Consider the following 22,005-nt stretch of genomic DNA (forward strand, 5'->3'; position numbering starts at 1 on the left):
GTTGTGCGCGGACTGCGGGCAGGCGCGGCCCGCGTCGGATCAGGCGGCCGAGGCGGCGGTCCCGACGCCGAGTACGGCGAGGACGCCCGCCGAGATCCGCTCCAGCCGGTCCCGCACGGCGGGGCGTCGCAACAAGGCGACCGCGCGCGAGGCCAACAGCGCGAGCAGGATCATTTCGACTGCGGCGATACAGCATTCGATGGCGCCGAGTGCGAGGGTGTTGACGAACGTGACGTCGGTGAGGAATTGGGGCAGCACGGCGAGATAGAACAGCCCGACCTTCGGATTGAACATGCACGAGATCACCCCGGCGGTGAAGGCCGAACGGATCGACACGGTGCACCCCTGCCGTGTGTGCGCGGACTCCGGCTCGGTACCGACCACGGCGGCCCTGCGCTGCTTACGATGATCCGCGAGAGCGCGAATTCCCAAATACACCAGGTAGATTCCGCCGATCACCTTCAGTGCCCGGTATGCCGTCGCCGACTGCTCGAGTAGTGTCGCGACACCGGCCGCCACCACCACCGCCCAGACGATCCCGCCGAGCGCCGAACCGATCGCGGCGGCGATGCCGGGGCGCGCGTCCTGGATCGAAAAGCGCAGCACCAGAAACGAATCCGGTCCGGGCGTCACCGAAAGCAGGACGCACAGTCCGATGAAGCCGAGCAGCAGGGAAAGCGTCACCCATCGATCGCATCGCAGATCGGGTGAATGCGCAAACGACTATCGCTTACCCGCGATAAGCGCCGCTGTCGCGGGCCCGCGTCGAAAGGCGGTTGACAGGGCGGCGGTTCGTCTGCCAATCTCGGGACAGGTCATGAGTACCAGCGTCAAGCCCCGGCTAGCTGGTCGGCAACCCTCCTCCGCGGTGGGGTGCTCCGGGTGACGACCGGGCCGACACCCGACCGGGTGCGGCAAGCGCGGACTCGACGAATCTCCTGATTGCGGGTCCCATTAGCCGACGGGATTTACGTGATGACTGCTGTTGTGGACCGGACCGCACGGGAACTTCGGCCGACGGAGTCGGTGAGCTGTGCCGCCCTCGCGCGGGTTTCCGGTGACGACCTCCAGGTGCCGCTGGTGCAGGGCGGGACCACCACCTATGCCAACTTCGACTACGCCGCGAGTGCGCCCGCGCTGGCCCGGGTCACCGACCGGGTGCAGCAGCTGCTGCCGTTCTACGCCAGCGTGCACCGGGGCGCGGGCTACGCCTCCCGGATCTCCACCGAGTGCTACGAGGCCGCACGCGGTTCGGTGCGGCGGTTTCTGGACGCCGACGACGACCAGGTGGTGGTCTTCACCAGGAACACCACCGACTCGCTGAATCTGCTCGCCGCCTGCGTCCCCGGCGACACCGTGGTCCTCGACACCGAGCATCACGCCAACTTCCTGCCGTGGACCCGGCGCGGCCGCCGGGTGGTGCGCGCCGCCGACACCATCGAAGAGACCATCCGGCTGCTCGTCGCCGAACTGTGCAGTAAGCCCGCCGCGCTGCTGGCGGTCACGGGCGCCTCCAATGTCACCGGTGAGGTGCTGCCGCTGGAACGGTTGGCCCTCATCGCGCATCAGTGCGGTGCCCGCATCCTCGTCGACGCCGCCCAGCTCGCCCCGCATCGGCGGATCAGCCTGCGCGATACGGGAATCGACTACCTGGCCTTTTCCGGGCACAAGCTGTACGCGCCATTCGGTGCGGGGGTGCTCGTCGGCCGTCGCGATTGGCTCGACGCCGCCGAGCCCTATCTGGCGGGTGGCGGCGCGGTCCGCGAGGTCGGTACCGACACCGCCGCATGGGCGCCCGCGCCGCAACGGCACGAGGCCGGATCCCCGAACGTGCTCGGCGCGGCCGCGCTGGCGGCCGCCTGTGACGCGCTCTGTGAAATCGATCCGGAAACCCTCATCGGCCACGAAAGACAGCTCGCCGATCGGCTCCGAGCCGGCCTGAGCGCCATTTCCGGCGTCGAACTGCTGCGCATCTGGTCCGACAGCCCCGACACCGTCGGTATCGTCGCCTTCACCCTGGACGGCTTCGCCCCCGGCCACGTCGCCGCCTACCTCTCCGCCGAGCACGGCATCGGTGTCCGCGACGGCCGCTTCTGCGCCCACCCCCTGCTCGCCCGCCTCGGTCTCGATGGCGCGCTGCGCACCAGCATCGGCCTCGGCACCTCCGCGGCCGATGTGGACCGTCTGGTGGAAGCCATCGCAACCCTCGTCCAGCGCGGTGCGACCTGGAACTACGCCGAAACCGGCGGCCTCTGGAACCCCACCCCCGAAACCCGCCCCTTCACCGGCGTCGACGACGGCACAGGCGCCGCCCCCTGCCTGATCAGCTGAGCCGCCTCGGCACCAGGACGCGCTCAGGCTGAGTGGTCCATTTCCGCTGGACGTTGCCTTCGAAGAGCTCGACGGAGGATAGATCTCACTGGTCGAGTGAGGTGGGGCGGTGGTATCGGCCGTTGTAGTAGAGGAGGGGGGCGGCGGCCGGTTTTTCGTCGGTGTTGTCGTGTACCCGGGTGACCAGGCCGACGGCGAAGGTGTGGTCGCCGATGGGGATGAGTTGTTGCACGGTGGCGCGGACCCAGATCGGCGTGCCGTGCAGGACCGGTTCGCCGGTGTCCAGGGTGGTCCACAGTGAGCGGTCGGTGAAGCGTTCCTCGGCGGAACGGGAGAAGCGCTGGGCCAGGTGGTGCTGGTGTTCGCCGAGGAAGTGGATCACCACGGAGTCCGCGCGCAGCATGGCCGCCAGGCTGGAGGAGGTGTTCGCGATATTGAACGAGACCAGGGGAGGTTCCAGCGACAGCGACGCGAACGAGGTCGCGGTGAATCCGACCGGGCCGTTCGGGGAGGACAGGGTGACCACGGTAACCCCCGCCGGGTAGTGGCGCATCGACGCGCGGTACTGCTCGGCGGTGATACCGCTCAGATCGTCGGGGATCTCCAGGCCGGTGTCGGGCCGCGGTGCTTCGGTCACATGACGAAAGTACGCCGGGATCGTGGGCGGTGGGTCGGTGCGCTGTTGTTCGGTTGATGTTCGATACGTCACGTGGCGCACCACCTGAATGTCCGCACCGCCACGTCCCGGTACAGCGGAATTCAGTCGACGTCGATCGGCAGGCCCGCGGTGATGCGGACCAACTCCCGAAAAGAGGTGCGGAACACCGTATTCGGGTGTCCACCGGCCGCCCATACCTCTTGGTGCCTGGACAGCGCGTTATCGACCCAGGTGGGCAGATTGGTGGGATGACCGACCGGGGCGATGCCGCCGATCGGCTGTCCGGTGACCTGGCGCACCATCTCGGCCGGGGCCCGGGTGAGCGTGCCCTCCAGCCGTTCGCCGGTGTGGCGCAGATCGACCTGGTGGGCGCCGGATACCAGCAGCAGCACCGGATCCTCGTCCAGCAGGAAGACCAGCGATTTGGTGATGGCACCCAGGTCGACGCCGAGCGCCCGCGCGGCATCGGCCGCGGTGGGTGTCGGGGCGGGCTGGCTGACGATGACGCCGTGATGGCCGCGCGCGATCAAGGTGTCCGCGACCCGGCATGCGACTGGAGGTAACGATGACCTGCGCATGGGACCAGGGTAGAGCGATCGCGGGTGGTGCGCCGGGTGAGTCGATCGGTCAGTACTCGGGATAGCCCTCACTGGGCCCGAGCATCTCGTCGATGCGCGCCCGGGTGATCCGCGCCAATTCGGTCACATCGGGCTTCGAGACCTGTTCCGGCGCAACCGCCTCGAACGCCCGATCCAGGTCCGCCGGGGAGAGGGCCAGCAGCTCGATATCGGCCTCGGCCAGTAGTGCGTCTCGGTCGGCGAAGGGTCGGGCGTCGGCGATCTTGGCGGCCCAGGTGACATTGCCGCAGCATTCGAACAGGGCGTGGATGGCGCGACCGTGCGCCAGGGAATTGAAGCGGTCCAAGCCGATTCCTTGATGCATCAGCATGGTGATCTCCGAGCCGGGAAACAAAGTTTGCTGACTTGACCATCATGCGTCGATCGGTGTCGCCGGAACCAGTGCGGTGCACTGAATTTGCACAGGGTTAACACGTGCGTCGGGCGTCTTCGTGGCGTTTGCCGGACTCGCTACCCGGATCCGGCGGCGCGCGATCCGCCGTTCTCGTTTACGCTGTACAAATGACTGATTGGCAGGCTTTCACCGTCGAAACCAAGGACCACGTCGCGCAGGTGACATTGATCGGTCCCGGCAAGGGCAACGCGATGGGCCCGGACTTCTGGCGTGAACTGCCGGAAGTCTTCCGCGGCCTCGATGCCGACCCCGAAGTACGAGCCATCGTGCTGACCGGCTCTGGCAAGCACTTCTCCTACGGCCTCGACCTGCCAGCGATGGCGGGCACCTTCGGCGCGCTGCTGGCCGATCGCGCCTTCGCCGCGCCGCGGACCGAATTCCTGACCGAGGTGCGCCGGATGCAGGCCGCGGTGACCGCGGTCGCCGACTGTCGCAAGCCGGTCATCGCCGCGGTCTCCGGCTGGTGCATCGGTGGCGGTCTGGATCTGATCGCGGCCGTCGATATCCGTCTGGCCAGCGCGGATGCGAAGTTCAGCCTGCGCGAGGCGAAGGTGGCGATCGTCGCCGACATCGGTTCGCTGCACCGGCTGCCCGGCATCATCGGTGAGGGCCATCTGCGCGAGCTGACCTTTACCGGCAAGGACATCGATGCCGCGCGCGCCGAGAAGATCGGCCTGGTCAACGACGTCTACGCCGATCAGGACGCGGTGCTCGACGCCGCGCACGCGCTGGCCAGGGAGATCGCCGCGAACCCGCCGCTGGTGGTGCAGGGCGCCAAGGATGTGCTGGATCAGCGGACCAAGGACACCGTGGCCACCGGCCTGCGCTACGTCTCCGTGTGGAACTCCGCCTTCCTGCCTTCGGAGGATCTGACCGAGGCGATCCAGGCCGTCTTCGAGAAGCGTGAGCCGCAGTTCAAGGGGCGGTAGAGGTCGACCAACCGTTTGCCTTCTCCGTCAGCGCAACCACATACTTGCATCAAACAACTAATTGATTGATGCAAGTAAAGGTGGTGGCGGTGGACGCGGACGAGCGTTCGATCGACACGATCGCGGTTCAGCTCACCCGGTTGCAGCGCATCCGGGAGCGCACCGCGGCGCAGATCCGAACCAAGGACGGTGTCGATCCGGCAGCGTTCGCGGTGCTGTTCCGTCTGTTGCAGGACGGTCCGATGCGTTCGGGCGCGCTGGCCGAGGCGGTGTATTCCGATGCCTCGACGGTCAGCCGTCAGGTCGCACAGCTGGTGGAGCGTGAGCTGGTCGAGCGCATGGCGGATCCGGCCGATGGCCGCGCCACCGTGCTGGCGGTGACCGAGCGCGGTCGCGCGGTCGCCGAACAGATCCGCAGACGCCGCCACGAGAACCTCACCCGGGTGACGGCGGAGTGGACGCCCGAGAACCTGTCGCTGTTCGCCGAATTGCTGCGGCAGTTCGTCGACGACTTCGATCGGGCCCGCCCCGGCATGGTCACGGCCATTCGTCACGGGGATGTGGAAATCAAGGGGACGGAGAACGATTCGTGACGGCACCGGCGAACGCGGATTCACCCGCGGGCTTCAGCCACCGGCAGATCCTGACCATTCTCAGTGGGCTCATGCTCGGCATGCTGCTGGCCGCCCTCGACCAGACCATCGTGTCGACGGCGATCCGCACCATCGCCGATGATCTCAACGGCTATTCGATGCAGGCGTGGGCGACCACGGCCTACCTGATCACCGCCACCCTGGCGACGCCGCTCTACGGCAAGCTCTCCGATATGTTCGGCCGCAAGCCGTTCTTCATGGCGGCGATCGGCATCTTCGTGGTCGGGTCGCTGCTGTGCACGCTGGCGCAGTCGATGTATCAGTTGGCTGCCTTCCGCGCATTCCAGGGGCTGGGCGCGGGCGGGCTGATGTCGCTCGCGCTGGCCATTCTCGGCGATATCGTCGGCCCCCGGGAACGTGCCCGCTACCAGGGGTATTTCCTCGCGGTATTCGGCACCTCAAGCGTGATCGGCCCGGTACTCGGCGGCGTGCTGGCCGGTCAGGACACCATCCTCGGGGTCAGTGGCTGGCGCTGGGTGTTCCTGGTGAATGTGCCGGTGGGCCTGATCGCGCTGGCCGTGGTGTCGCGGGTGCTGCGGCTGCCCAAGAAGCCGAACTCCACCGACCGGGTCGACTGGTGGGGCGTGCTCGTGCTGGCCATCGGCCTGGTGCCGTTGCTCATCGTGGCCGAACAGGGCCGCGAATGGGGCTGGGGCAGTGCCGGTTCCATCGCCTGCTACGTCATCGGCGGACTCGGCGTCCTCGGATTCATCGCGGTGGAGAAGGGGCTGCGGGATACGGCCTTGATCCCACTGCGGATCTTCGCCAACAGCACCTTCGCGCTGGGCGTGGTGATCTCGTTCGCGGTGGGTGCGGCCATGTTCGGCGGCATCTCGTTGCTGCCGCAATATCTACAGGTGGTGCGCGGTGCCAGCCCGACCATGGCGGGTCTGCAGATGCTGCCGATGGTGCTCGGCCTGATGACCGGCTCGGTCGTATCCGGACAGCTGATCTCACGCACCGGGAGCTATCGGATCTTTCCGATCATCGGTGCGGGCATGCTGACCCTCGGACTGTTCCTGCTGCACTTCCTGGACGCCGACAGCCCGCTGTGGCTGGCCATGATCTTCATGGCCTGCACCGGCTTCGGCCTCGGCAACCTGATGCAGCCGCTCACATTGGCACTACAGAACGCCTTGCCGCCCCAGGATATGGGCGTCTCCACCGCCGCGGCCACCTTCTTCCGCCAGATCGGCGGCACGCTCGGTGTGGCGGTATTCCTGTCCATTCTCTTCGCCCAGCTCACCCCGAATATTTCCGACGAGATGCGCTCGGCGGCCACCGATCCGCAGTTCCAGCGGGCCGTCGTCGCGGGGGCGCAGAGCGGCAACCCGGCCGATGCCGCGCTGGCGAAAGGTCTACTCGCACAGGACACCTCGGCAGCGGGTGCGGTGCTGAAGGACAGTTCGATCATCCAGCAGCTGAGCCCGGAGCTGGCCCGCCCGTTCCAGGTCGGTTTCGCGAATTCGATGTCGGCGGTATTCCTGTCGGCGACCGGTGTCGCGTTGATCGCGCTGATTCTGGTGCTGTTCTGGAAGGAAGTGCCGCTGCGGATGGTGAGTGGCATCCAGGCGGCCGACGGCCAGGAATCGAAATCGGATTCGGTGCCGCAGCATTGACGATTCGACAGGTCGCGGGGGATCGGCTGCGGCGGCTGCCCGCGGCGCTCGGCTATCTCGCGGTGGGCGCCGCGACCTCGTTGCTGTCGCTGTTCGCCGTGATCGGACTCGGGGTGGTCGCCGCCATGAGCCTGATCGGGGTGGGCATCCCGGCGATACCGGAGGCGATCCGGATGCTGCGCCCCCTGTTCGGCTTCGAACGTCGCCGGGCCGCCGCGAGACTCGGGACGCCGGTCGAGGCGGTGTACCGGCCGCTGACCGGCAACCTGAACCAGCAACTCACCACCGTATTCGCCGATCCGGCCAACCGGCGCGATATCGGCTGGTTGGTGCTGCACGCGGCGACCGGGCTGGTCTCGGCGATCCTGGCGTTCGCATTGCCGGTGAGTGCGATCAATCAGCTGCTCATTCCGCTGTACTGGCAGCTGCTGCCCGGGACGGCCAACTTCGGATTCGTGGTCGACTCGTGGACGACCGCGCTGCTCAGCGTATTGATCGCGGTGCCGGTCGGCGCACTGGCATTACAGATCCCGGTCTTCGCGGGCTGGCAGGCGCGGGCCGCCCGGCTACTCCTCGGCCCCGGTGCGGGCGCGGTGCTGGCCGACCGGGTAGCCGAACTGACCGCGACCAGGGCCGCCGCACTGGACGCGCACGGCGCCGAATTGCGCCGGATCGAGCGGGATCTGCACGACGGGGCGCAGGCCAGGATCGCCGCGGTGATCATGCAACTGGGCCTCGCCGACCAACTGCGCGATCAGGATCCGCGGGCGGCCGACGGTCTGGTGCGCAAGGCGCAGGACACCGCCACCGCCGCGCTGGCCGAACTACGCGATGTGGTGCGTAGCGTCTATCCGCCGGTGCTGTCGGATCGCGGTCTGGCCAGCGCCGTCTCCGCGCTGGCCGCGCGCAGCCCGATCCCGTGCGCGATCGACCCGGACGGGGTGGGCAGACGACCCGCGGCGGTGGAGGCCGCGGCCTATTTCGTCATCGCCGAGGCGCTCACCAACGCCACCAAACATTCCGTTGCCGACCATATTTCGATTGTTCTGGGTGGTACCGCGGAGACGCTGAGCGTCGAGATCACCGACGACGGGATCGGCGGCGCGAAGGAGACCGAGGGCGGCGGGCTCGCGGGCATCCGGCGTCGGCTATCTGCTGAAGGAACGGGTCGGCAAGGTGGACCGGTTCCTGGATTCGCTGCGCCGGGTCGCCGACGGCGGTACCGCCATGGATCCGGAGGTCATCTCGCAGTTGCTGGTGCGGCGTAAGGCCGATGACCCGCTGGCCGCGTTGACGACGCGGGAGCGGGAAGTGCTGGCGCTGATGGCGGAGGGCCACAACAACGCGACCATCGCCGAGCGGCTGGTGGTCACCGAAGGTGCTGTGCACAAACATATTCGGAGCATTTTCGCCAAACTGGGCCTGTCCGCCGAGGATGTCGGGCACCGGCGGGTGCTGGCGGTCCTCGCCTATCTGAACGCGTGAATACGCGACGGCCGCGGCGCCCGACCACCGGGGTGCGAGCGCCGCGGCCGTATCGTGGCGCTAATCCGGCAGACAGGTGCGGTCCTCCGCGGGCAGGGTGCCGTCGCGGAAATAGGTGTTCACCGCGTCGTAGACGCACGCGTTCGGATACCGCCCGAAGATGTAGTGAATCGGCACATCCCGCAGGGTGACCATGCGCGACGCGCTCAGCGCCCGGTGCATCGCCACCGCACCCGGATAGGTGGTGCGGGTGTCACCGGTGGATTGCACGATCAGCGTCGGCACCGAATTGCGCACCACCGTCGGGGTTTCCGCGGGTGGCGCCCAGAAGGCGCAGGGCGTGATGTTATTGGCGAAGGCGCCGAATACCGGTTGGGTGGTCCTGGTGGCTTCGATATTTCGCCAGTACCAGGCGGGATCTCGGGGTGCGCTGACGTCGCCACACATGATGGCCATCTGCGCCGAACTGTCCTGCGGCCGTGCCTCGAGCATGAACGCCAGCATCGTGTCCAGCTCGGCGCCGGGCTGTACCGGATATCCCTCGGCGGCATCGGCGATCTGGCGCAGTTGGTTCGCGACCAGCTCATAGTTGCGCGGGTCGTCGAGCCCGACGAACAGCACCATCGGCAGCGTGTGGTCGTCGATCTCGAATTCGCCCAGCCGGATCGGCCGCGCCGACGCCCGCTGGATCAGGTCGAGGACGGCTCCTCGAACCTGTTCCCCGGTGGTGCCGAAGCGGTACGTGTCGTCGCGGGCCGCCACCCACCCTGCCCACAGGTCTAGCACCGCTTCGTTCGGTGCGCTCATGTCCTGCACCATGCCGACCGGACCGTAGCGATCGGGATCGACCGTGCTGTCCAGCACCATGCGGTCGCTGCGCTCGGGAAACATCTGGGTGAAGACCGAGCCCAGGTAGGTGCCGTAGGAGGCGCCGAAGTAGCTGATCCGGTCCTCGCCGAGCGCGCCGCGGATCACATCCATATCGCGCGCGGTATTGCGGGTGGAGATGTGGCGCAGCCGTTCGCCCTCGGCGGTCGCGCAGCGCAGCGCCAGATCACCCTGCGCCACCACGGATTCCGCATAGCCCACCGCGTCGACGCCCGCCGACTGTAGTCCGAAGCCGCGCGGCCAATGGCAGTTCACCGGCGTCGATCGCCCGACGCCGCGCGGATCCATGCCGATCAGGTCGTAGCGGGCACGGACGTCCGGGGTCATCGCGGCGCCGACGCCGACCATGAAGTCGAGTCCGCTGCCGCCGGGACCGCCGGGATTGGACAGGATGACGCCGCGGCGCTGGGCCGGGTCCGTGGCCGCGATCCGGGAGATCGCCACCGTCATGGTCGCGCCGCGCGGTTCGGCGTAATTCAGCGGCACCATGACGTCGGCGCATTCGGCGCCCGCCGGATCGAGTACCGGATCGTCACACGGCCGCCAGTCGAGCCGTTGGCCGTAGAAGTGATCGAGGGCATCCGCCGGGGGAGCGGCGGCCGCCGCACCCATGCCGCCCACCAGTCCCGTGACGGCCAGCGCGGCCGCCACCGCCTTCATCTGATGCACTGTCGAACCTTTCTTGCTGATCGGCCGCGCCGGGGCGCGGAGTTGTCCGGGGGCGCCGGGTAATTCGAGGCCGGTCATCCGGTGCACACCGCGGCGTCGAAGGCCGTCTGCACCGCATCGGCCGCCTGTTGGCTGGTCGGTAGCTGATTGACGGTCAGTGTGACCGCGGTGCCGTCGGAGGCTACGCCGTTGCGGGTTTCGAAGCCCGGGATGCTGCCGCCGTGCCCCCACACCTCTTTGCCGCAGGAGACCGGCAGCCGGATGAGGCCGAGTCCGTAACCGGCGCCGGGCATCCGGTCGAACGGCACCGTTCGTCGCATTTCGGTGAGCTGTGCCTGCGGCACGAGGGTGCCGTCGAGCAGCGCGATGAAGAAGCGGTTCAGATCCGCGCCGGTGCCGACCATCGCCCCGGCGGTATCGGCCCACGACGGATCCACCTCGGTGAAGTCGACGCGTGTACCGTCGACTTCCTGATAGCCGACCGGATGCGGGCCGCGGATCCCGGTTTCCCCCGCCGCCGGGAAATACGTATCGCGCAAGCCGAGCGGCTCGATGATCCGGCCATTGATCTCGTCGGCGGTCGATCGGCCGGTCACCCGCTCGATCAGCATGCCGAGCAGCACATAGTTGGTATTGGTGTACACGGCCTTCGCGCCGGGTTCGAAGTTCGGCGGCATGGTCATCGCGGCCCCGATCAGCTCCTCGGGGGTGTAATGCCGCCACCGCACGGCGTCCGTATCGGGCCGCAGCTGTGCCGTATTCGCCTCGTGCCAGGATTCCGGATCGCCACCGGCGAGGTAGTCGGGCAGACCACTGGTGTGCTGGAGCAACTGCCGCACGGTGATCCGGTTACCGTCGTTGCCATTGCCCCGCACCACTCCCGGCAGGTACCGCTCCACCGGCGCGTCCAGGTCGACCCTGCCCTCGGCGACCAACTGCATGACCACCGTTGCCACGAATGTCTTGGTGTTGCTGCCGATTCGGACCCGTGCGTCGTCGGTGATCGGCGCTCCGGTGCGCAGATCGCCCGCACCGGCGGTCACCGTCCGGCTGCCATCGGGACCCCCGAACACCACCTGGACGCCGGGGAACCCGCTCCGCACCAGGGTTTCCATGGATTGTCGCAGGGCGGGCGCGGAAGCCTCGGCGATGTCGTCGCGGGTGTCGTTGCCGCACGCGGTAGCGGCGAGCAGTGCGACGGCGCCGATTCCCGCTAGCGCGGCTCTGGTCGAGTGACGCCGGAATGCGGTCATAAGCGGTGAGTTCCTCCTGTTCCGGCCGGTGACATGGATTGTGTCCCGGCCATTTCCAGCGTAGGAACGCACCGCGTTGCCGCCCATGACGCTCGCACCCGGATTTCCGGTACCGGTAGCCGGTCCGACGGGGTAGTGCCAGCACTACCGCCCGGGGGGCGCGACCCCACCCAAGGGGGGTGAGGTGGATTCGCCCGAGGGCGGTCTCGATCGAGCCCTAGGGGTGGCTGTGCGACGGATTGCGTGTCCATACCGTGAACCCGTCAGAACAACAGCGCTTTCCAGGAGCAGTGAAATGCGAATCAAGTCCTTCCTCGCGGCCGGTCTGTTGGCCACCGCAGCCGTCGCCGGGGTGTCGACGGCTGCATCGGCCTCCGCAGCACCGGAGTACCGCGCAGCGGCGACCGGCTACTACTACGGCACCTACGCCACCTACACGGCGTGCAGCGCCGACGGCGCCTCGCCGAGCACCGGCGGCTACTACTGGGAGTGCGTCGAGACCTGGAGTGGCTGGGACCTCTACATCTACTACTGATTTCGCCAGAGAAGGGGCATCCGGCCGAGCCGGGTGCCTCTTTTCGCATTTCAGAGACAGAAAAGCGGGAAGCCCGGCGTACCGGACTTCCCGCTCCTCTCGGTGCTCAGTGGCCGCCGTTTGCCTGCAGGCGCTTGAAGGAGGCCTCGACCTCGGCCTCGGCCTCGGCACGGCCGACCCACTCCGAACCCTTGACGAACTTGCCGGGCTCCAGATCCTTGTACCGCTCGAAGAAGTGCTTGATCGCGGCCAGCTCGAACTCCGGCACATCGGCCAGGTCCTGGATGTGGTCCCAGCGCGGATCGCCCGCGGGAACGCAGAGCACCTTGGCGTCGCCGCCCGCCTCGTCCTCCATCTTGTACATCGCGACCGGGCGGGCCTCCACGATCACGCCGGGGAACACCGAGTCCGGGAGCAGGACCAGCGCGTCCAGCGGGTCACCGTCCTCACCCAGGCTGTTCTCGATGAAGCCGTAATCGGCCGGGTACGCCATGGAGGTGTAGAGGAAGCGGTCGAGCCGAACACGGCCGGTCTCGTGATCGACCTCGTACTTGTTGCGGGAACCCTTGGGGATCTCGATAGTGACGTCGAACTCCACGCCATCTCCTTCTATGGTGCATTGATTGGCTCAGCAGGCGCGATCGCCGACTCGCCAGGCTATTCGGGGGAACGGTAGCGGTACGAGGATAGTGTGATCGGTAGGGCCGATACTTTGAAGGGCACGGGTGCGCCAGGTGGTGCAGGGCAGCGGAGTCAGGGAGACGGCGGGCCAGTGATGGGTGGTAGTAAGCGGAACATCGGTGGATTGGCCGCCCGGCGGCGCCGCAGAATGTGGATCGGATTCGGGCTGACATTGGTTTTGGTGCTCGGGATCGGCGCGGCGGGGCTGATCGTCGTCAAACCGTGGACACCGGAATTCCGGCACGGCGGACTGACCATCGCCGAGCCGCCCGCCCCCGTTCGACCGTTCCCGCAGGTTGCTCCGGCCCCCGCGAGCGCGCCCGCCCCGAGCCCCGCCGGGATCGCCGCGGCCTTGGCGCCGGTGATCGCGAATCCGGATCTCGGCGCATTCGCCGGAATGGTCACCGACGCGGACAGCGGCACCACCCTATGGAGCGGCGACGCCGCCAGGCCGATGATCCCGTCCTCCACCGCGAAGATCCTCACCACGGCCGCGGCGCTACTCGCGCTGCCATCGGACCACCGGGTGAGCACCAAGGTGGTGGCCGGCGCGACCCCCAACGAACTGGTGCTGGTCGGCGGCGGCGATCCGACGCTGACCGCGCAACCCGACGGCAAGGGTTACTACCCGAACGGTCCTCGGCTGTCGGACCTGGTCACACAGATCCGATCCAGTGGGCGCGCCGTCGACACCATCATCGTCGACACCTCGGCCTACACCGGCCCCACCATGGCGCAGGGCTGGTTCGCGATCGACGTCCCCGAAGGCTCCATCGCCCCGATCGATCCGGTGATGATCGACGGCGGCAGGCTGGATCCGCTCGTCGAGTACTCGCCGCGCACCGAGACCCCCGCACTGGATGCCGGACGGCGGCTCGCCACCGAACTGGGACTCGACCCGGGCCGGGTCCGGATCGGCAACGCCGCATCGGGCGCCGTGGAGGTCGCGAAGGTGAGCTCGGCGCCGCTGCGCGACCGGCTGCGCGACATGATGGTCCACTCCGACAATGTGCTCGCCGAGACCGTCGGCCGGGAGATCGCCCTCGCCACCGGCAACGAACCCTCGTTCACGGGCGCGGTCGCCGCGATATCCGCCACATTGGGCAATGCCGGTTTCGACCTGAGCGGAATGGACATGCACGACAGCAGCGGACTTTCGGTCGACGATCGGGTGCCCGCCCAGATGCTGGCTACGATTCTCGCGACCGCGGCCCGGCCCGTCGGCGACGCCCTCCGGACGCCGACCGACACCAAGGCCCGCCCCGCTGACGACCGGCTCGCCGCGATGTTGGCGCCGCTGCTGGACGATCTGCCGGTCGCAGGTGCGACCGGCTCGCTGACCAGCCGTTATGTCACCCAGAATCGGGGTGGCGCGGGCTGGGTGCGGGCCAAGACCGGAACTCTCTCGGTGGCCAGCACGTTGGTCGGATATGTGCTCGATCGTGACGGCCGGGTGCTGACCTTCGCGCTGATGTCCAACGATCGGCCGCCCGAGGTGAGCAGGCCCGCCTTGGACGCCATCGCAGGCACGCTGCGCAACTGCGGATGCTCGTGACGGGTGGTTGACCATGTTCGAAGGCGCTGATAAATCAGGCGAGTCCATCTCCGCCGGTCCGAGTGAGGATCGCGGTGAGCGGCGTCGCTCCGGGCTGTCCGGTGCCGTCGACTGGAGATTGGCCGCGCGCACCGGCGCCGCCCTGGTGCCCGCGGGTCCGCGAACCTCGCGCTTCTCGGCCCAGCAGGTCGTCGACGAATTGGCCACCGCCTCGGTGCGGGCCGAAGGCCCGGTTCGCGAGGTGAGCGGGCTGCTCGACGATCGCCCGGTGCCCGCCGCCCGGGTGGTGGATCGGCCCGGCTGGATCGCGGCCGCCGCCGACTCCATGTCCCTGCTGACCGGCACCGGCAGGGAGAACTCCGCCCGTAGCCTGCTCGCGGGCAAGCCCGCGGGCGTGCAGGCGGGCGCGATGCTGGCCTTTCTCTCCACCGCGATCCTCGGCCAGTACGACCCGTTCACCGGCAAGGACGGGACGCTACTGCTCGTCGCACCGAACATCATGGCCGTCGAGCGGGCACTCGGCGTCTCGCCCACCGACTTCCGCCTCTGGGTCTGCCTGCACGAGGTGACACACCGGGTGCAGTTCTCCTCGGCGCCGTGGCTGGCCGATTACATGCGACGCAATGTCGACACCCTCGGCTCGGTCGGCGACGAACCGCTGACCGACATGCTGTCGCGGCTGGTGGACGAATTGCGCGAGCGTCGTCGCGGCAGCACCCCGGACGATCCGGCCGCACGCGGCATCGTCGGCCTGCTGCGCGCCACCCAGGGGCCCGCCCAGCGCGAGGCACTCGACCGGCTGCTGGTGCTCGGCACCCTGCTGGAAGGTCACGCCGACCACGTGATGGACGCGGTCGGCCCGACCGTCATCCCGACCGTCGAACAGATCCGTGCCGCCTTCGACAAGCGCCGCACCCGCCCGACCAACCCGCTGCAACGGATACTGCGCGCCCTGCTCGGCATCGACGCCAAGGTCGCCCAGTACGTGCGCGGCAAGGCATTCGTCGACCATGTGGTCGGCCGGGTCGGCATGCGGGAGTTCAACGCCATCTGGACCGACGGCGAAACCCTGCCCCGGCCGGACGAAATCGAGCACCCCGACCGCTGGATCACCCGCGTGCTGTGATTTTGGCCGCGCGGGCGCGGCGGGTTCGCGGCCCTGGATGTCTCGCGTCCGAGCGGCCGAGACTTGCGACTGCGTCGCGTGCGCTTCGGCCGCTCGGCCGCGAGACGGCCGCGAACGGGTCGCTCGTAAGACTCGCTCCGTGTGGGGTTGGTCGGCGGGGGAGGTTGGTGCTGCGGTGTGAACGGGTCGTGGGAAGCCCTGCCGTGCGGGCTGGTGGGGTGGCTGCCGTTGCGGCTTGCGGGTGCGCGAGGATAGTTCGGGAAGAACGGTTCGATCGCCTGCGTTGCATCAAGCGTTATCGCCGCGCTGTGGTCGGCCAATTCGATTCGAGGAGTCCTGGACGTGTCATCACCCAAGTCCCTGCCGCCGCTCGTCGAGCCGGCCGCGGCGCTGACGACGGACGAGATCGCCCGCTACAGTCGCCACCTGATCATCCCGGATCTGGGCGTGGACGGGCAGAAACGGCTGAAGAACGCCAAGGTGCTGGTGATCGGCGCGGGTGGCCTCGGTTCGCCCGCCCTGCTGTACCTTGCCGCCGCGGGTGTCGGCACGCTCGGCATTGTCGAGTTCGACGAGGTGGACGCCTCCAATCTGCAGCGCCAGATCATTCACGGTGAATCCGATATCGGCCGCCCCAAGGCCGACAGCGCCCGCGATTCGATCCTCGAGATCAACTCTGGCATCACGGTCAACCTGCACAAGATCCGGCTGGAACCCGATAACGCGGTCGAGTTGTTCCGCGAGTACGACCTGATCGTCGACGGCACCGACAACTTCGCCACCCGCTACCTCGTCAACGACGCGGCGGTGCTGGCGGGCAAGCCCTACGTCTGGGGCTCCATCTACCGCTTCGAGGGGCAGGTCTCGGTCTTCTGGGAGGACGCCCCCGACGACCGCGGCATCAACTACCGCGACCTCTACCCGGAGGCCCCGCCGCCGGGCATGGTTCCGTCCTGCGCCGAAGGCGGTGTGCTCGGCGTGCTGTGCGCCTCCATCGGCTCGGTCATGGTGACCGAGGCGATCAAGCTCATCACCGGCATCGGCGATCCGCTGCTCGGCAGGCTGATGGTCTACGACGCACTGGATATGAGTTACCGGACCATCAAGCTGCGTCGCGATCCGGAGCGTCAGCCGATTACCGAGCTGATCGACTACGAGGCGTTCTGCGGCGTGGTCTCCGACGAGGGCCTGGCCGCCGCGGCCGGTTCCACCATTACCGCGCGCGAGCTGAAGGAGTTGCTCGACGCGGGTAAGGAGATCGAGCTCATCGATGTGCGCGAGCCGGTCGAGTGGGACATCGTGCATATCGAGGGCGCCAAGCTGATCCCGAAGGACCGCATCCTCTCCGGTGAGGTGCTCGCGGATCTGCCGCAGAACCGCCCGATCGTCCTGCACTGCAAGACGGGTATCCGCTCGGCCGAAGTGCTTGCCGCGCTGAAGAAGGCCGGATTCTCCGACGCCACCCACGTGCAGGGCGGCATCGTCGCATGGGCCAACCAGGTCGACACGTCGCTGCCCGTCTACTGACCCGTTGCGCGCGATCGGAAAGGGTTCGGAGAGTTCGCCGATCGCCGATCAGGCGGAAGACCGCTGAACGGCGCCACCGACCGCCGATCGGACGGCGCGGCGTCGTTTAGCGGGTATTGAGCGGCGGTACGGTACGGCCGTGACTTCTGTGGAACCCCCCGAGCACGTGCGCGCCACGTTCGGTCTGCGCGAAGTGACCCCGGTTTCGCTGGGAGATTGGGACGGTGGCTGGCGTCTGGGTGACGTGGTGCTCAGCCCGGTCGCCGACCACGCCAGGGCGGCCTGGTCGGCGAAGGTGCGTGAGGCGCTGAAGGTGGACGGCCTACGCATTGCCCGTCCGGTCCGCGCCACCGACGGCCGTTACGTCGTATCCGGCTGGCGAGCCGACACTTTCCTGGATGGCTCGCCGGAGCCGCGGCACGACGAGGTCGTCTCGGTGTCCCTACGGCTGCACCAGGCGACGGAGAAACTGGAGCGGCCTCGGTTCCTGGTGCAGCCGCCGGTGGCGCCGTGGGTCGATGTGGACGTCTTCGTGGCCGCCGACCGGGCCGCCTGGGAGGCGGTACCGCTGCGCAGCCTGCGCGCCGGTGGCACACCGCCGCCGACCTCCCCGGACGGTCAGCGTTCGATGGAACTGATCGGCCAACTGGCGACGCTGCGCAAGCCGGTACAGACTTCGGCGCAGCTCGTGCACGGCGACCTCTTCGGCACCGTGCTCTTCGCGGGCGCTCACACCCCGGGTCTCACCGACATCACCCCCTACTGGCGTCCGGCTCCGTGGGCGGCAGGCGTTATCGTGGTCGACGCACTCGCTTGGGGCGGCGCCGACGACGGCCTGCTGGACCGTTGGTCCGATCTGCCCGAATGGCCGCAAATGCTGTTGCGCGCGGTCATGTTTCGCCTCGCGGTACATGCGCTCCATCCACGCTCCACCCCGGACGCGTTCCCGGGGTTGGCGCGTACCGCGGATATGGTCCGTCTGATGCTCTGAAGCCCATCGACTCGCTGCTCCGCGTGGGTTCGCTGCGGTGCTGTACCCATATTTGCGGAGCGTCGAGCGGGACCGAAGTGACCGTGCTAGCTTACGTTTATCGCCGACGCTGGATTTCGGACGTGGTCCAGCGCGGCCCGGACAAGGGGTGAGGACGGGCGGCAGGATGAGAATTCAGCCACGGCAACAGATTCTGGGTATTTGGCAGTCGATGATTTCCGCGTGCTATCGCGACGGGGTCTGGCTGTGGGGCGGGCGTGCGGGTTCGAATTCCATTAGTGATGCTGAACAGTTGCTGTGCCTGTTGTACCCCGCGACCGAGATTCCGACGCTCGCGCTCGATCGGCCGGACGATATGGCCGACGATGTCCTGGCGGCATTGCGAGCGTTGGCGAGCGGTCCGCCGGGCGATCCGGACTTCGAATGGTTGCTGGAACGCTCGGGTCCGGCCGCGGTGGTCGGGGAGGCCCTGGTCGGGCTGTTGGAGACCTATATCGAGACCTATACCGATATCGGCGGCGATCCGATCTTCGCCGCGGGCAGCTACCTGCGGACCTCGGACGAGAGCGGGCTCGAAGAACAACAACTCGCGGTGGAAGTCGTCGACTCCTATTCGATGTCGCTGACCCTTTCCATCGCGTCGCTCGGTTTTCTCCGGGTCTTCCTCGGCTTCGTACGGGCCCAGGCCTATCCGGAGGCAAACCAGCTCAACGAACGCATCAACGTGCTCACGGGGAAGATCAGCCACCGCCTGACTGCGGCCATGATCGGGTTGCTACGCAGTTTCGTGGTCAACACCATCGCGCCGGGATCGACTGTGGGACAAACGATTATCGGCATGTTGAATCAGGCCGAACTGCCGACGGGCATGATGATCGAGAACATCAACCGCGCGCTGGAGCCGGTCCGGACCCAGCTGCGCAGCGATGTCACGCTGGCACAGACGCCGGGCACCAAACTGTGGCGCGACGACATGCTCTTCGAGTGCGGTTGGAGCTGGGGTGTGGTCCAGAAGGCCGGAGCCCTGGACGATTACCAATCGTTTCGCATCGCCGGGCAGGAGGGCATCGGCGACCCGCGACCCTATCTGTACTTCACGATCATCGCACTGGACGGCATCAACGACCTCACCTCACAGCGCACCCGCAAACTGGATCTACTCGACGACACCCAGCGCAAACTCGCCGAATCCTTGCAGATCCGTTGGTATCTCACGCAGCAGTACTGGTCGACCGTCGCCCGTTTCGGCCCCGGTCGCTGGCCGCTGGAGGACATTCCGTGGCGCACTTCCGACGGTGAGGAATCCGATTACTTCAGCGCCATGGTCTCCGCCGTGCTGATCCAGGACCTGGTCGGTCGAACCGCGAACGAGGACGATTTGTCCAGGGCGGTAACGATTTTCGATGAGCTGTGCCGACGCGGCCGGATCACCAGGCGGGCCACCCGCGATGACCCCGCGGTGGCCCTGCACTCGCCGGGCGTGCCGCTGTCGCTGGTCGGCACCGAGAAGGCGGGCGGCGTGCTCCTGCAATGGGTCGTCGCGGATTACGCGGCGGTGTTGCTCAAGCGCGTGTTGCAGGCGGCCAGGCTCTCCGGCGATGTCACCGCCCGGGACCGGCTGCTCGAACTGGCGAAATCGATTATGGACCATCTGCATCGGCGCAAGATGAGCGGCGGGACCTCCGACGGGCTCTGGGATTACCCGGCGCGCGCCTTCGAACGGATCGAGGCGCGGGAGGAGGATGCCCTGGTGTCCTGGTACATGACCGAGCGCATGATCGAATGTCTCGTCACCGCCGACCGCACCTACCGTTCCCTGCCGTTGCGACCGCCGACGATGGTGAACCGTGCCGTCGAACTGCTCAACGAGGCCGAACATCTGCTCAATCAAGAGTGGCTCGGCGTCATCCTCGACGACACCTCCGGTAAGCGGCAGGCGCTGGAAGATGTTGAGCAACAGCTGGATCGGGCGCGCACGCTGGTCGACGAGAAGCCGGGCACCGCCGTGAGCATCGCCACCATGGCCCTGATCAGGCTCGAGGAGTTGGCCTATGCCCGACTGGACGCGACGAGGAGCTTCTGAACGATGCTGGTATTCGCGATCTCCGACAAGGGCGGCACCGGCCGGTCGGTGACCAGCTGCAATCTGGCCTATCGGCTCAGTCTCAAGGGCAAGAACGTCGCCTATGTGGATTTCGATTTCGGCTCGCCCACCGCGGGTGCGCTGTTCGAGATCGGCGGCAAGGAGCGCGGGGTGCCCGGCGGCATCGGATTGCACTCCTATCTGCTCGATCTCAACGGTGTCGCCTCGCAGTTCGACGTGCGCGCCACCACCGATCGGATCGATCTGCGCAAGGTTTCGGCGCGGGCCGGGCGCCTGGTGCTGTTCCCCGGCGACGAGGGTGGCGCGGAGTTCGCGACCATCGATGACGGCATGGTGCAGCGGTGCGCGGATCTGCTCGTCGCGCTCGAGGACGAATTCAAGGTCTCCATCGTGGATCTCAGCGCGGGTCGATCGGTAGCAGCCCAATTGGTGTTGAAGGCAACGACATTGCCGCAGCTGCGATTGAAGACGGTGCGCTGGTTGGTGTTCCATCGCTGGACCCGCCAGCACATCGTGGCGGCCAATGGTCTGGTGCACGGGCCGCACGGGTTGGTGCACACCGGAACCGAGTACGGCCACGATCGGGCCAAGCTGCTCGGATCGATTCGCTACGTGCGCACCGCGGTCGGCGATCCGAATCGCGGCGACGGCAGCGGTGGGCCCGCCCAGGCGACCTGGGTGCAGGAACAGAACAGGGCGTTGCGTGACCTGGCCAACCGGAATCAGCTCGGTTCCAGTGCCACGCTCGGGATTACGCCGATCGAGCCGGTGCTGCTGTGGCGTGAGCAGATCATCCTCGATAAGGACGTGACCGCGAAAATCGCCAACGCGGAGACCGCGGTGGCCTTCAGTGAGTTGGCGCGTCGACTCGATGACAGCGCGTCGTGGGAACGGGTCTGACCGAATCGTCCGAGAGAGGTTCAATTCAATGAGCCACAGCGCAGGGTATAGCGAGGCGACGGCCAGCACCAAGATCGATGAGGTCGGGCTGTCCCATTTATCGATCGAGGTCGGGCATTTCTACATGGATCACCTCACCAATGGTGAGGAGCGCATCAGGGCGCAATTCGAAGCGGTCGCGCCGCTCGTCGAGGCCTTCACCTACGGCGCTCGCGCGCAATTCGGTCCGCAGGCGCGGGTGAGTACCTGCTTTCTGATCGATGACTACTTCCGACCGGATCCGAGTCCGGCCCCGATTCTGGATCGGCTCCTCACCATTGCCGCCGAGTGTGGTCTGACGATCGACTATCTGGCGCGGGAGGCCGCTTGCTGGGAAATGCCGGTGTGGGCGGAGGGCAGTCCGACCGAGGAACGGATCGAATTGGCCGAGCTGGTGGCCTCGCGGATTGTGGCCGAGCCGCAGCGGAATTCGAACGGCGGTCGTCCGCCGACGACCGAGTCGGGCTGGTTGTGCAATGGACGGCGGGCCTCCGACAGCGAGCCGATGCTGGCCATGCACAACAAGCCGTACATGCCCGCCGAGGAACTCGGGCGGCGTGAACATTCGATATTTCTCGACGTCGAGATGTGGAACAAGCCGACGCGAAAAGTGAACGGCGTACCCGAGACCTATACGAAGTGGTCCTGCCCGTTTCTCGCCTCGGTGTGGCAATTGTTGCGCCTGGGTATGCTACGCGACGCGGGTGCGGCGGTGGTGGATCCGGTGCCGTGGCAGGTGGGCCGCCGTTGGCCGGAGAAGTGGTGGGATATGCCAGGGGTGATTCAGCTGACCGAAAAGCCCGCGCCCTTCGCCGCCTATCGGGCACTGTCGATCCTGCCGCACCGCTATCTGGGTATCGAGCATGCGGTCAAGGTCATTCTCGGGCATATCGATATCGATGAGGAGATTCTCGAGCAGATGATCGCCCGGGGTCGCGACGAGGGGATCGGTGTGCCTCGGCTGGTCACCGATCGGATATCGCATCATCTGCTGTACGGATCCTGAACCGGACGGGCGGCGAATCTCTGT

At 67.3% G+C, this 22,005-nt stretch carries 19 protein-coding genes, 2 pseudogenes and 1 riboswitch; of the genes and pseudogenes, 14 read left to right on the forward strand and 7 right to left on the reverse strand.

The window, feature by feature from the left end; all coding sequences use genetic code 11:
* Window positions 1-39: 39 nt before the first annotated feature.
* Entirely contained in the window at window positions 40-684 is a 645-nt protein-coding gene (locus AB0H61_RS30535) for a LysE family translocator (RefSeq protein ID WP_357311177.1), read from the reverse strand.
* A 129-nt stretch (window positions 685-813) separates the two neighbouring features.
* Window positions 814-927, forward strand: a riboswitch (SAM riboswitch).
* Between the two features lie 48 nt (window positions 928-975).
* Here AB0H61_RS30535 and AB0H61_RS30540 point away from each other — a divergent pair.
* Window positions 976-2,331 (forward strand): aminotransferase class V-fold PLP-dependent enzyme, encoded by a 1,356-nt coding sequence (locus tag AB0H61_RS30540; RefSeq protein WP_357311179.1) that lies wholly within the window; start codon window positions 976-978, stop codon window positions 2,329-2,331.
* 85 nt (window positions 2,332-2,416) lie between these two features.
* Here the strand turns inward: AB0H61_RS30540 and AB0H61_RS30545 are convergent, their stop codons facing one another.
* From AB0H61_RS30545 to AB0H61_RS30555, 3 genes are all read right to left on the reverse strand, one after another.
* Complete coding sequence (locus tag AB0H61_RS30545) at window positions 2,417-2,968, reverse strand: flavin reductase family protein (protein WP_357311181.1); 552 nt, start codon at window positions 2,966-2,968, stop codon at window positions 2,417-2,419.
* A 122-nt stretch (window positions 2,969-3,090) separates the two neighbouring features.
* Entirely contained in the window at window positions 3,091-3,567 is a 477-nt protein-coding gene (locus AB0H61_RS30550) for a YbaK/EbsC family protein (protein ID WP_357311183.1), read from the reverse strand.
* 49 nt (window positions 3,568-3,616) lie between these two features.
* Entirely contained in the window at window positions 3,617-3,937 is a 321-nt protein-coding gene (locus AB0H61_RS30555; protein ID WP_357311184.1) for a 2-oxo-4-hydroxy-4-carboxy-5-ureidoimidazoline decarboxylase, read from the reverse strand.
* Window positions 3,938-4,128: 191 nt separating this feature from the next.
* Between AB0H61_RS30555 and AB0H61_RS30560 the strand changes: the two genes are divergently transcribed.
* The 5 genes and pseudogenes from AB0H61_RS30560 to AB0H61_RS30580 form a co-directional block, all read left to right on the forward strand.
* On the forward strand, window positions 4,129-4,950 hold the full coding sequence (locus tag AB0H61_RS30560) for a crotonase/enoyl-CoA hydratase family protein (RefSeq protein ID WP_357311186.1): 822 nt from the start codon (window positions 4,129-4,131) through the stop codon (window positions 4,948-4,950).
* 68 nt (window positions 4,951-5,018) lie between these two features.
* Window positions 5,019-5,543 carry a MarR family transcriptional regulator gene (locus AB0H61_RS30565; protein ID WP_357311188.1) on the forward strand — a complete coding sequence of 175 codons (525 nt, stop codon included), beginning with the start codon at window positions 5,019-5,021 and terminating at the stop codon, window positions 5,541-5,543.
* Complete coding sequence (locus AB0H61_RS30570; RefSeq protein ID WP_357311190.1) at window positions 5,540-7,222, forward strand: MDR family MFS transporter; 1,683 nt, start codon at window positions 5,540-5,542, stop codon at window positions 7,220-7,222. The genes AB0H61_RS30565 and AB0H61_RS30570 overlap by 4 nt, the downstream gene beginning before the upstream one ends.
* Before the next feature lie 62 nt (window positions 7,223-7,284).
* Window positions 7,285-8,070: pseudogene (locus tag AB0H61_RS30575) on the forward strand (sensor domain-containing protein); the annotation flags it as partial.
* 289 nt (window positions 8,071-8,359) lie between these two features.
* Window positions 8,360-8,707, forward strand: a pseudogene (locus AB0H61_RS30580) (LuxR C-terminal-related transcriptional regulator); the annotation flags it as partial.
* Window positions 8,708-8,767: 60 nt separating this feature from the next.
* On the opposite strand, the gene AB0H61_RS30585 reads toward AB0H61_RS30580, so the two are convergent.
* Window positions 8,768-10,255 (reverse strand): alpha/beta fold hydrolase, encoded by a 1,488-nt coding sequence (locus tag AB0H61_RS30585; protein ID WP_357311271.1) that lies wholly within the window; start codon window positions 10,253-10,255, stop codon window positions 8,768-8,770.
* Window positions 10,256-10,338: 83 nt separating this feature from the next.
* A complete protein-coding gene (locus tag AB0H61_RS30590; protein WP_357311192.1) occupies window positions 10,339-11,517 on the reverse strand; it encodes a serine hydrolase domain-containing protein in 1,179 nt (392 codons plus the stop codon).
* 295 nt (window positions 11,518-11,812) lie between these two features.
* Between AB0H61_RS30590 and AB0H61_RS30595 the strand changes: the two genes are divergently transcribed.
* Window positions 11,813-12,052 carry a hypothetical protein gene (locus AB0H61_RS30595; protein WP_357311194.1) on the forward strand — a complete coding sequence of 80 codons (240 nt, stop codon included), beginning with the start codon at window positions 11,813-11,815 and terminating at the stop codon, window positions 12,050-12,052.
* Between the two features lie 106 nt (window positions 12,053-12,158).
* On the opposite strand, the gene AB0H61_RS30600 is transcribed toward AB0H61_RS30595, so the two are convergent.
* The gene (locus AB0H61_RS30600) at window positions 12,159-12,650 is read right to left on the reverse strand and encodes an inorganic diphosphatase (protein WP_357311196.1); all 492 of its coding nucleotides are present in this window, start codon (window positions 12,648-12,650) and stop codon (window positions 12,159-12,161) included.
* Window positions 12,651-12,827: 177 nt separating this feature from the next.
* On the opposite strand from AB0H61_RS30600, the gene dacB reads away from it, so the two are divergent.
* The 7 genes from dacB (at window position 12,828) to AB0H61_RS30635 (ending at window position 21,981) form a co-directional block, all read left to right on the forward strand.
* Window positions 12,828-14,288 (forward strand): D-alanyl-D-alanine carboxypeptidase/D-alanyl-D-alanine-endopeptidase, encoded by a 1,461-nt coding sequence (gene dacB / locus AB0H61_RS30605; RefSeq protein ID WP_357311198.1) that lies wholly within the window; start codon window positions 12,828-12,830, stop codon window positions 14,286-14,288.
* 13 nt (window positions 14,289-14,301) lie between these two features.
* A complete protein-coding gene (locus AB0H61_RS30610) occupies window positions 14,302-15,414 on the forward strand; it encodes a zinc-dependent metalloprotease (protein ID WP_357311200.1) in 1,113 nt (370 codons plus the stop codon).
* A gap of 342 nt (window positions 15,415-15,756) precedes the next feature.
* On the forward strand, window positions 15,757-16,941 hold the full coding sequence (gene moeZ, locus AB0H61_RS30615) for an adenylyltransferase/sulfurtransferase MoeZ (protein ID WP_357311202.1): 1,185 nt from the start codon (window positions 15,757-15,759) through the stop codon (window positions 16,939-16,941).
* A 139-nt stretch (window positions 16,942-17,080) separates the two neighbouring features.
* On the forward strand, window positions 17,081-17,932 hold the full coding sequence (locus tag AB0H61_RS30620) for a TIGR02569 family protein (RefSeq protein ID WP_357311204.1): 852 nt from the start codon (window positions 17,081-17,083) through the stop codon (window positions 17,930-17,932).
* 166 nt (window positions 17,933-18,098) lie between these two features.
* Window positions 18,099-20,015, forward strand: coding sequence for an SCO2524 family protein (locus tag AB0H61_RS30625; protein ID WP_357311206.1), 1,917 nt, complete (start codon window positions 18,099-18,101; stop codon window positions 20,013-20,015).
* Between the two features lie 3 nt (window positions 20,016-20,018).
* On the forward strand, window positions 20,019-20,936 hold the full coding sequence (locus AB0H61_RS30630) for an SCO2523 family variant P-loop protein (protein ID WP_357311208.1): 918 nt from the start codon (window positions 20,019-20,021) through the stop codon (window positions 20,934-20,936).
* A 28-nt stretch (window positions 20,937-20,964) separates the two neighbouring features.
* Window positions 20,965-21,981, forward strand: a complete 1,017-nt coding sequence (locus AB0H61_RS30635) for an SCO2522 family protein (protein WP_357311209.1) — start codon at window positions 20,965-20,967, stop codon at window positions 21,979-21,981.
* Window positions 21,982-22,005: the final 24 nt, after the last annotated feature.

Origin of the sequence: Nocardia sp. NPDC050710, from assembly GCF_040654375.1 — a bacterium.
In the GTDB taxonomy this organism is placed as follows: Bacteria; Actinomycetota; Actinomycetes; order Mycobacteriales; family Mycobacteriaceae; genus Nocardia.

Excerpts from the sequence above, each read along its gene's own strand:
- AB0H61_RS30590 (WP_357311192.1), bottom strand. The coding sequence starts at position 11,517 with ATGACCGCATTCCGGCGTCACTCGACCAGAGCCGCGCTAGCGGGAATC.
- AB0H61_RS30555 (WP_357311184.1), bottom strand. The coding sequence starts at position 3,937 with ATGCTGATGCATCAAGGAATCGGCTTGGACCGCTTCAATTCCCTGGCG.
- AB0H61_RS30630 (WP_357311208.1), top strand. The coding sequence starts at position 20,019 with ATGCTGGTATTCGCGATCTCCGACAAGGGCGGCACCGGCCGGTCGGTG.
- dacB (WP_357311198.1), top strand. The coding sequence starts at position 12,828 with ATGGGTGGTAGTAAGCGGAACATCGGTGGATTGGCCGCCCGGCGGCGC.
- AB0H61_RS30560 (WP_357311186.1), top strand. The coding sequence starts at position 4,129 with ATGACTGATTGGCAGGCTTTCACCGTCGAAACCAAGGACCACGTCGCG.
- AB0H61_RS30635 (WP_357311209.1), top strand. The coding sequence starts at position 20,965 with ATGAGCCACAGCGCAGGGTATAGCGAGGCGACGGCCAGCACCAAGATC.
- AB0H61_RS30595 (WP_357311194.1), top strand. The coding sequence starts at position 11,813 with ATGCGAATCAAGTCCTTCCTCGCGGCCGGTCTGTTGGCCACCGCAGCC.
- AB0H61_RS30540 (WP_357311179.1), top strand. The coding sequence starts at position 976 with ATGACTGCTGTTGTGGACCGGACCGCACGGGAACTTCGGCCGACGGAG.
- AB0H61_RS30610 (WP_357311200.1), top strand. The coding sequence starts at position 14,302 with ATGTTCGAAGGCGCTGATAAATCAGGCGAGTCCATCTCCGCCGGTCCG.
- AB0H61_RS30550 (WP_357311183.1), bottom strand. The coding sequence starts at position 3,567 with ATGCGCAGGTCATCGTTACCTCCAGTCGCATGCCGGGTCGCGGACACC.
- AB0H61_RS30625 (WP_357311206.1), top strand. The coding sequence starts at position 18,099 with ATGAGAATTCAGCCACGGCAACAGATTCTGGGTATTTGGCAGTCGATG.
- AB0H61_RS30585 (WP_357311271.1), bottom strand. The coding sequence starts at position 10,255 with ATGAAGGCGGTGGCGGCCGCGCTGGCCGTCACGGGACTGGTGGGCGGC.
- AB0H61_RS30565 (WP_357311188.1), top strand. The coding sequence starts at position 5,019 with ATGCAAGTAAAGGTGGTGGCGGTGGACGCGGACGAGCGTTCGATCGAC.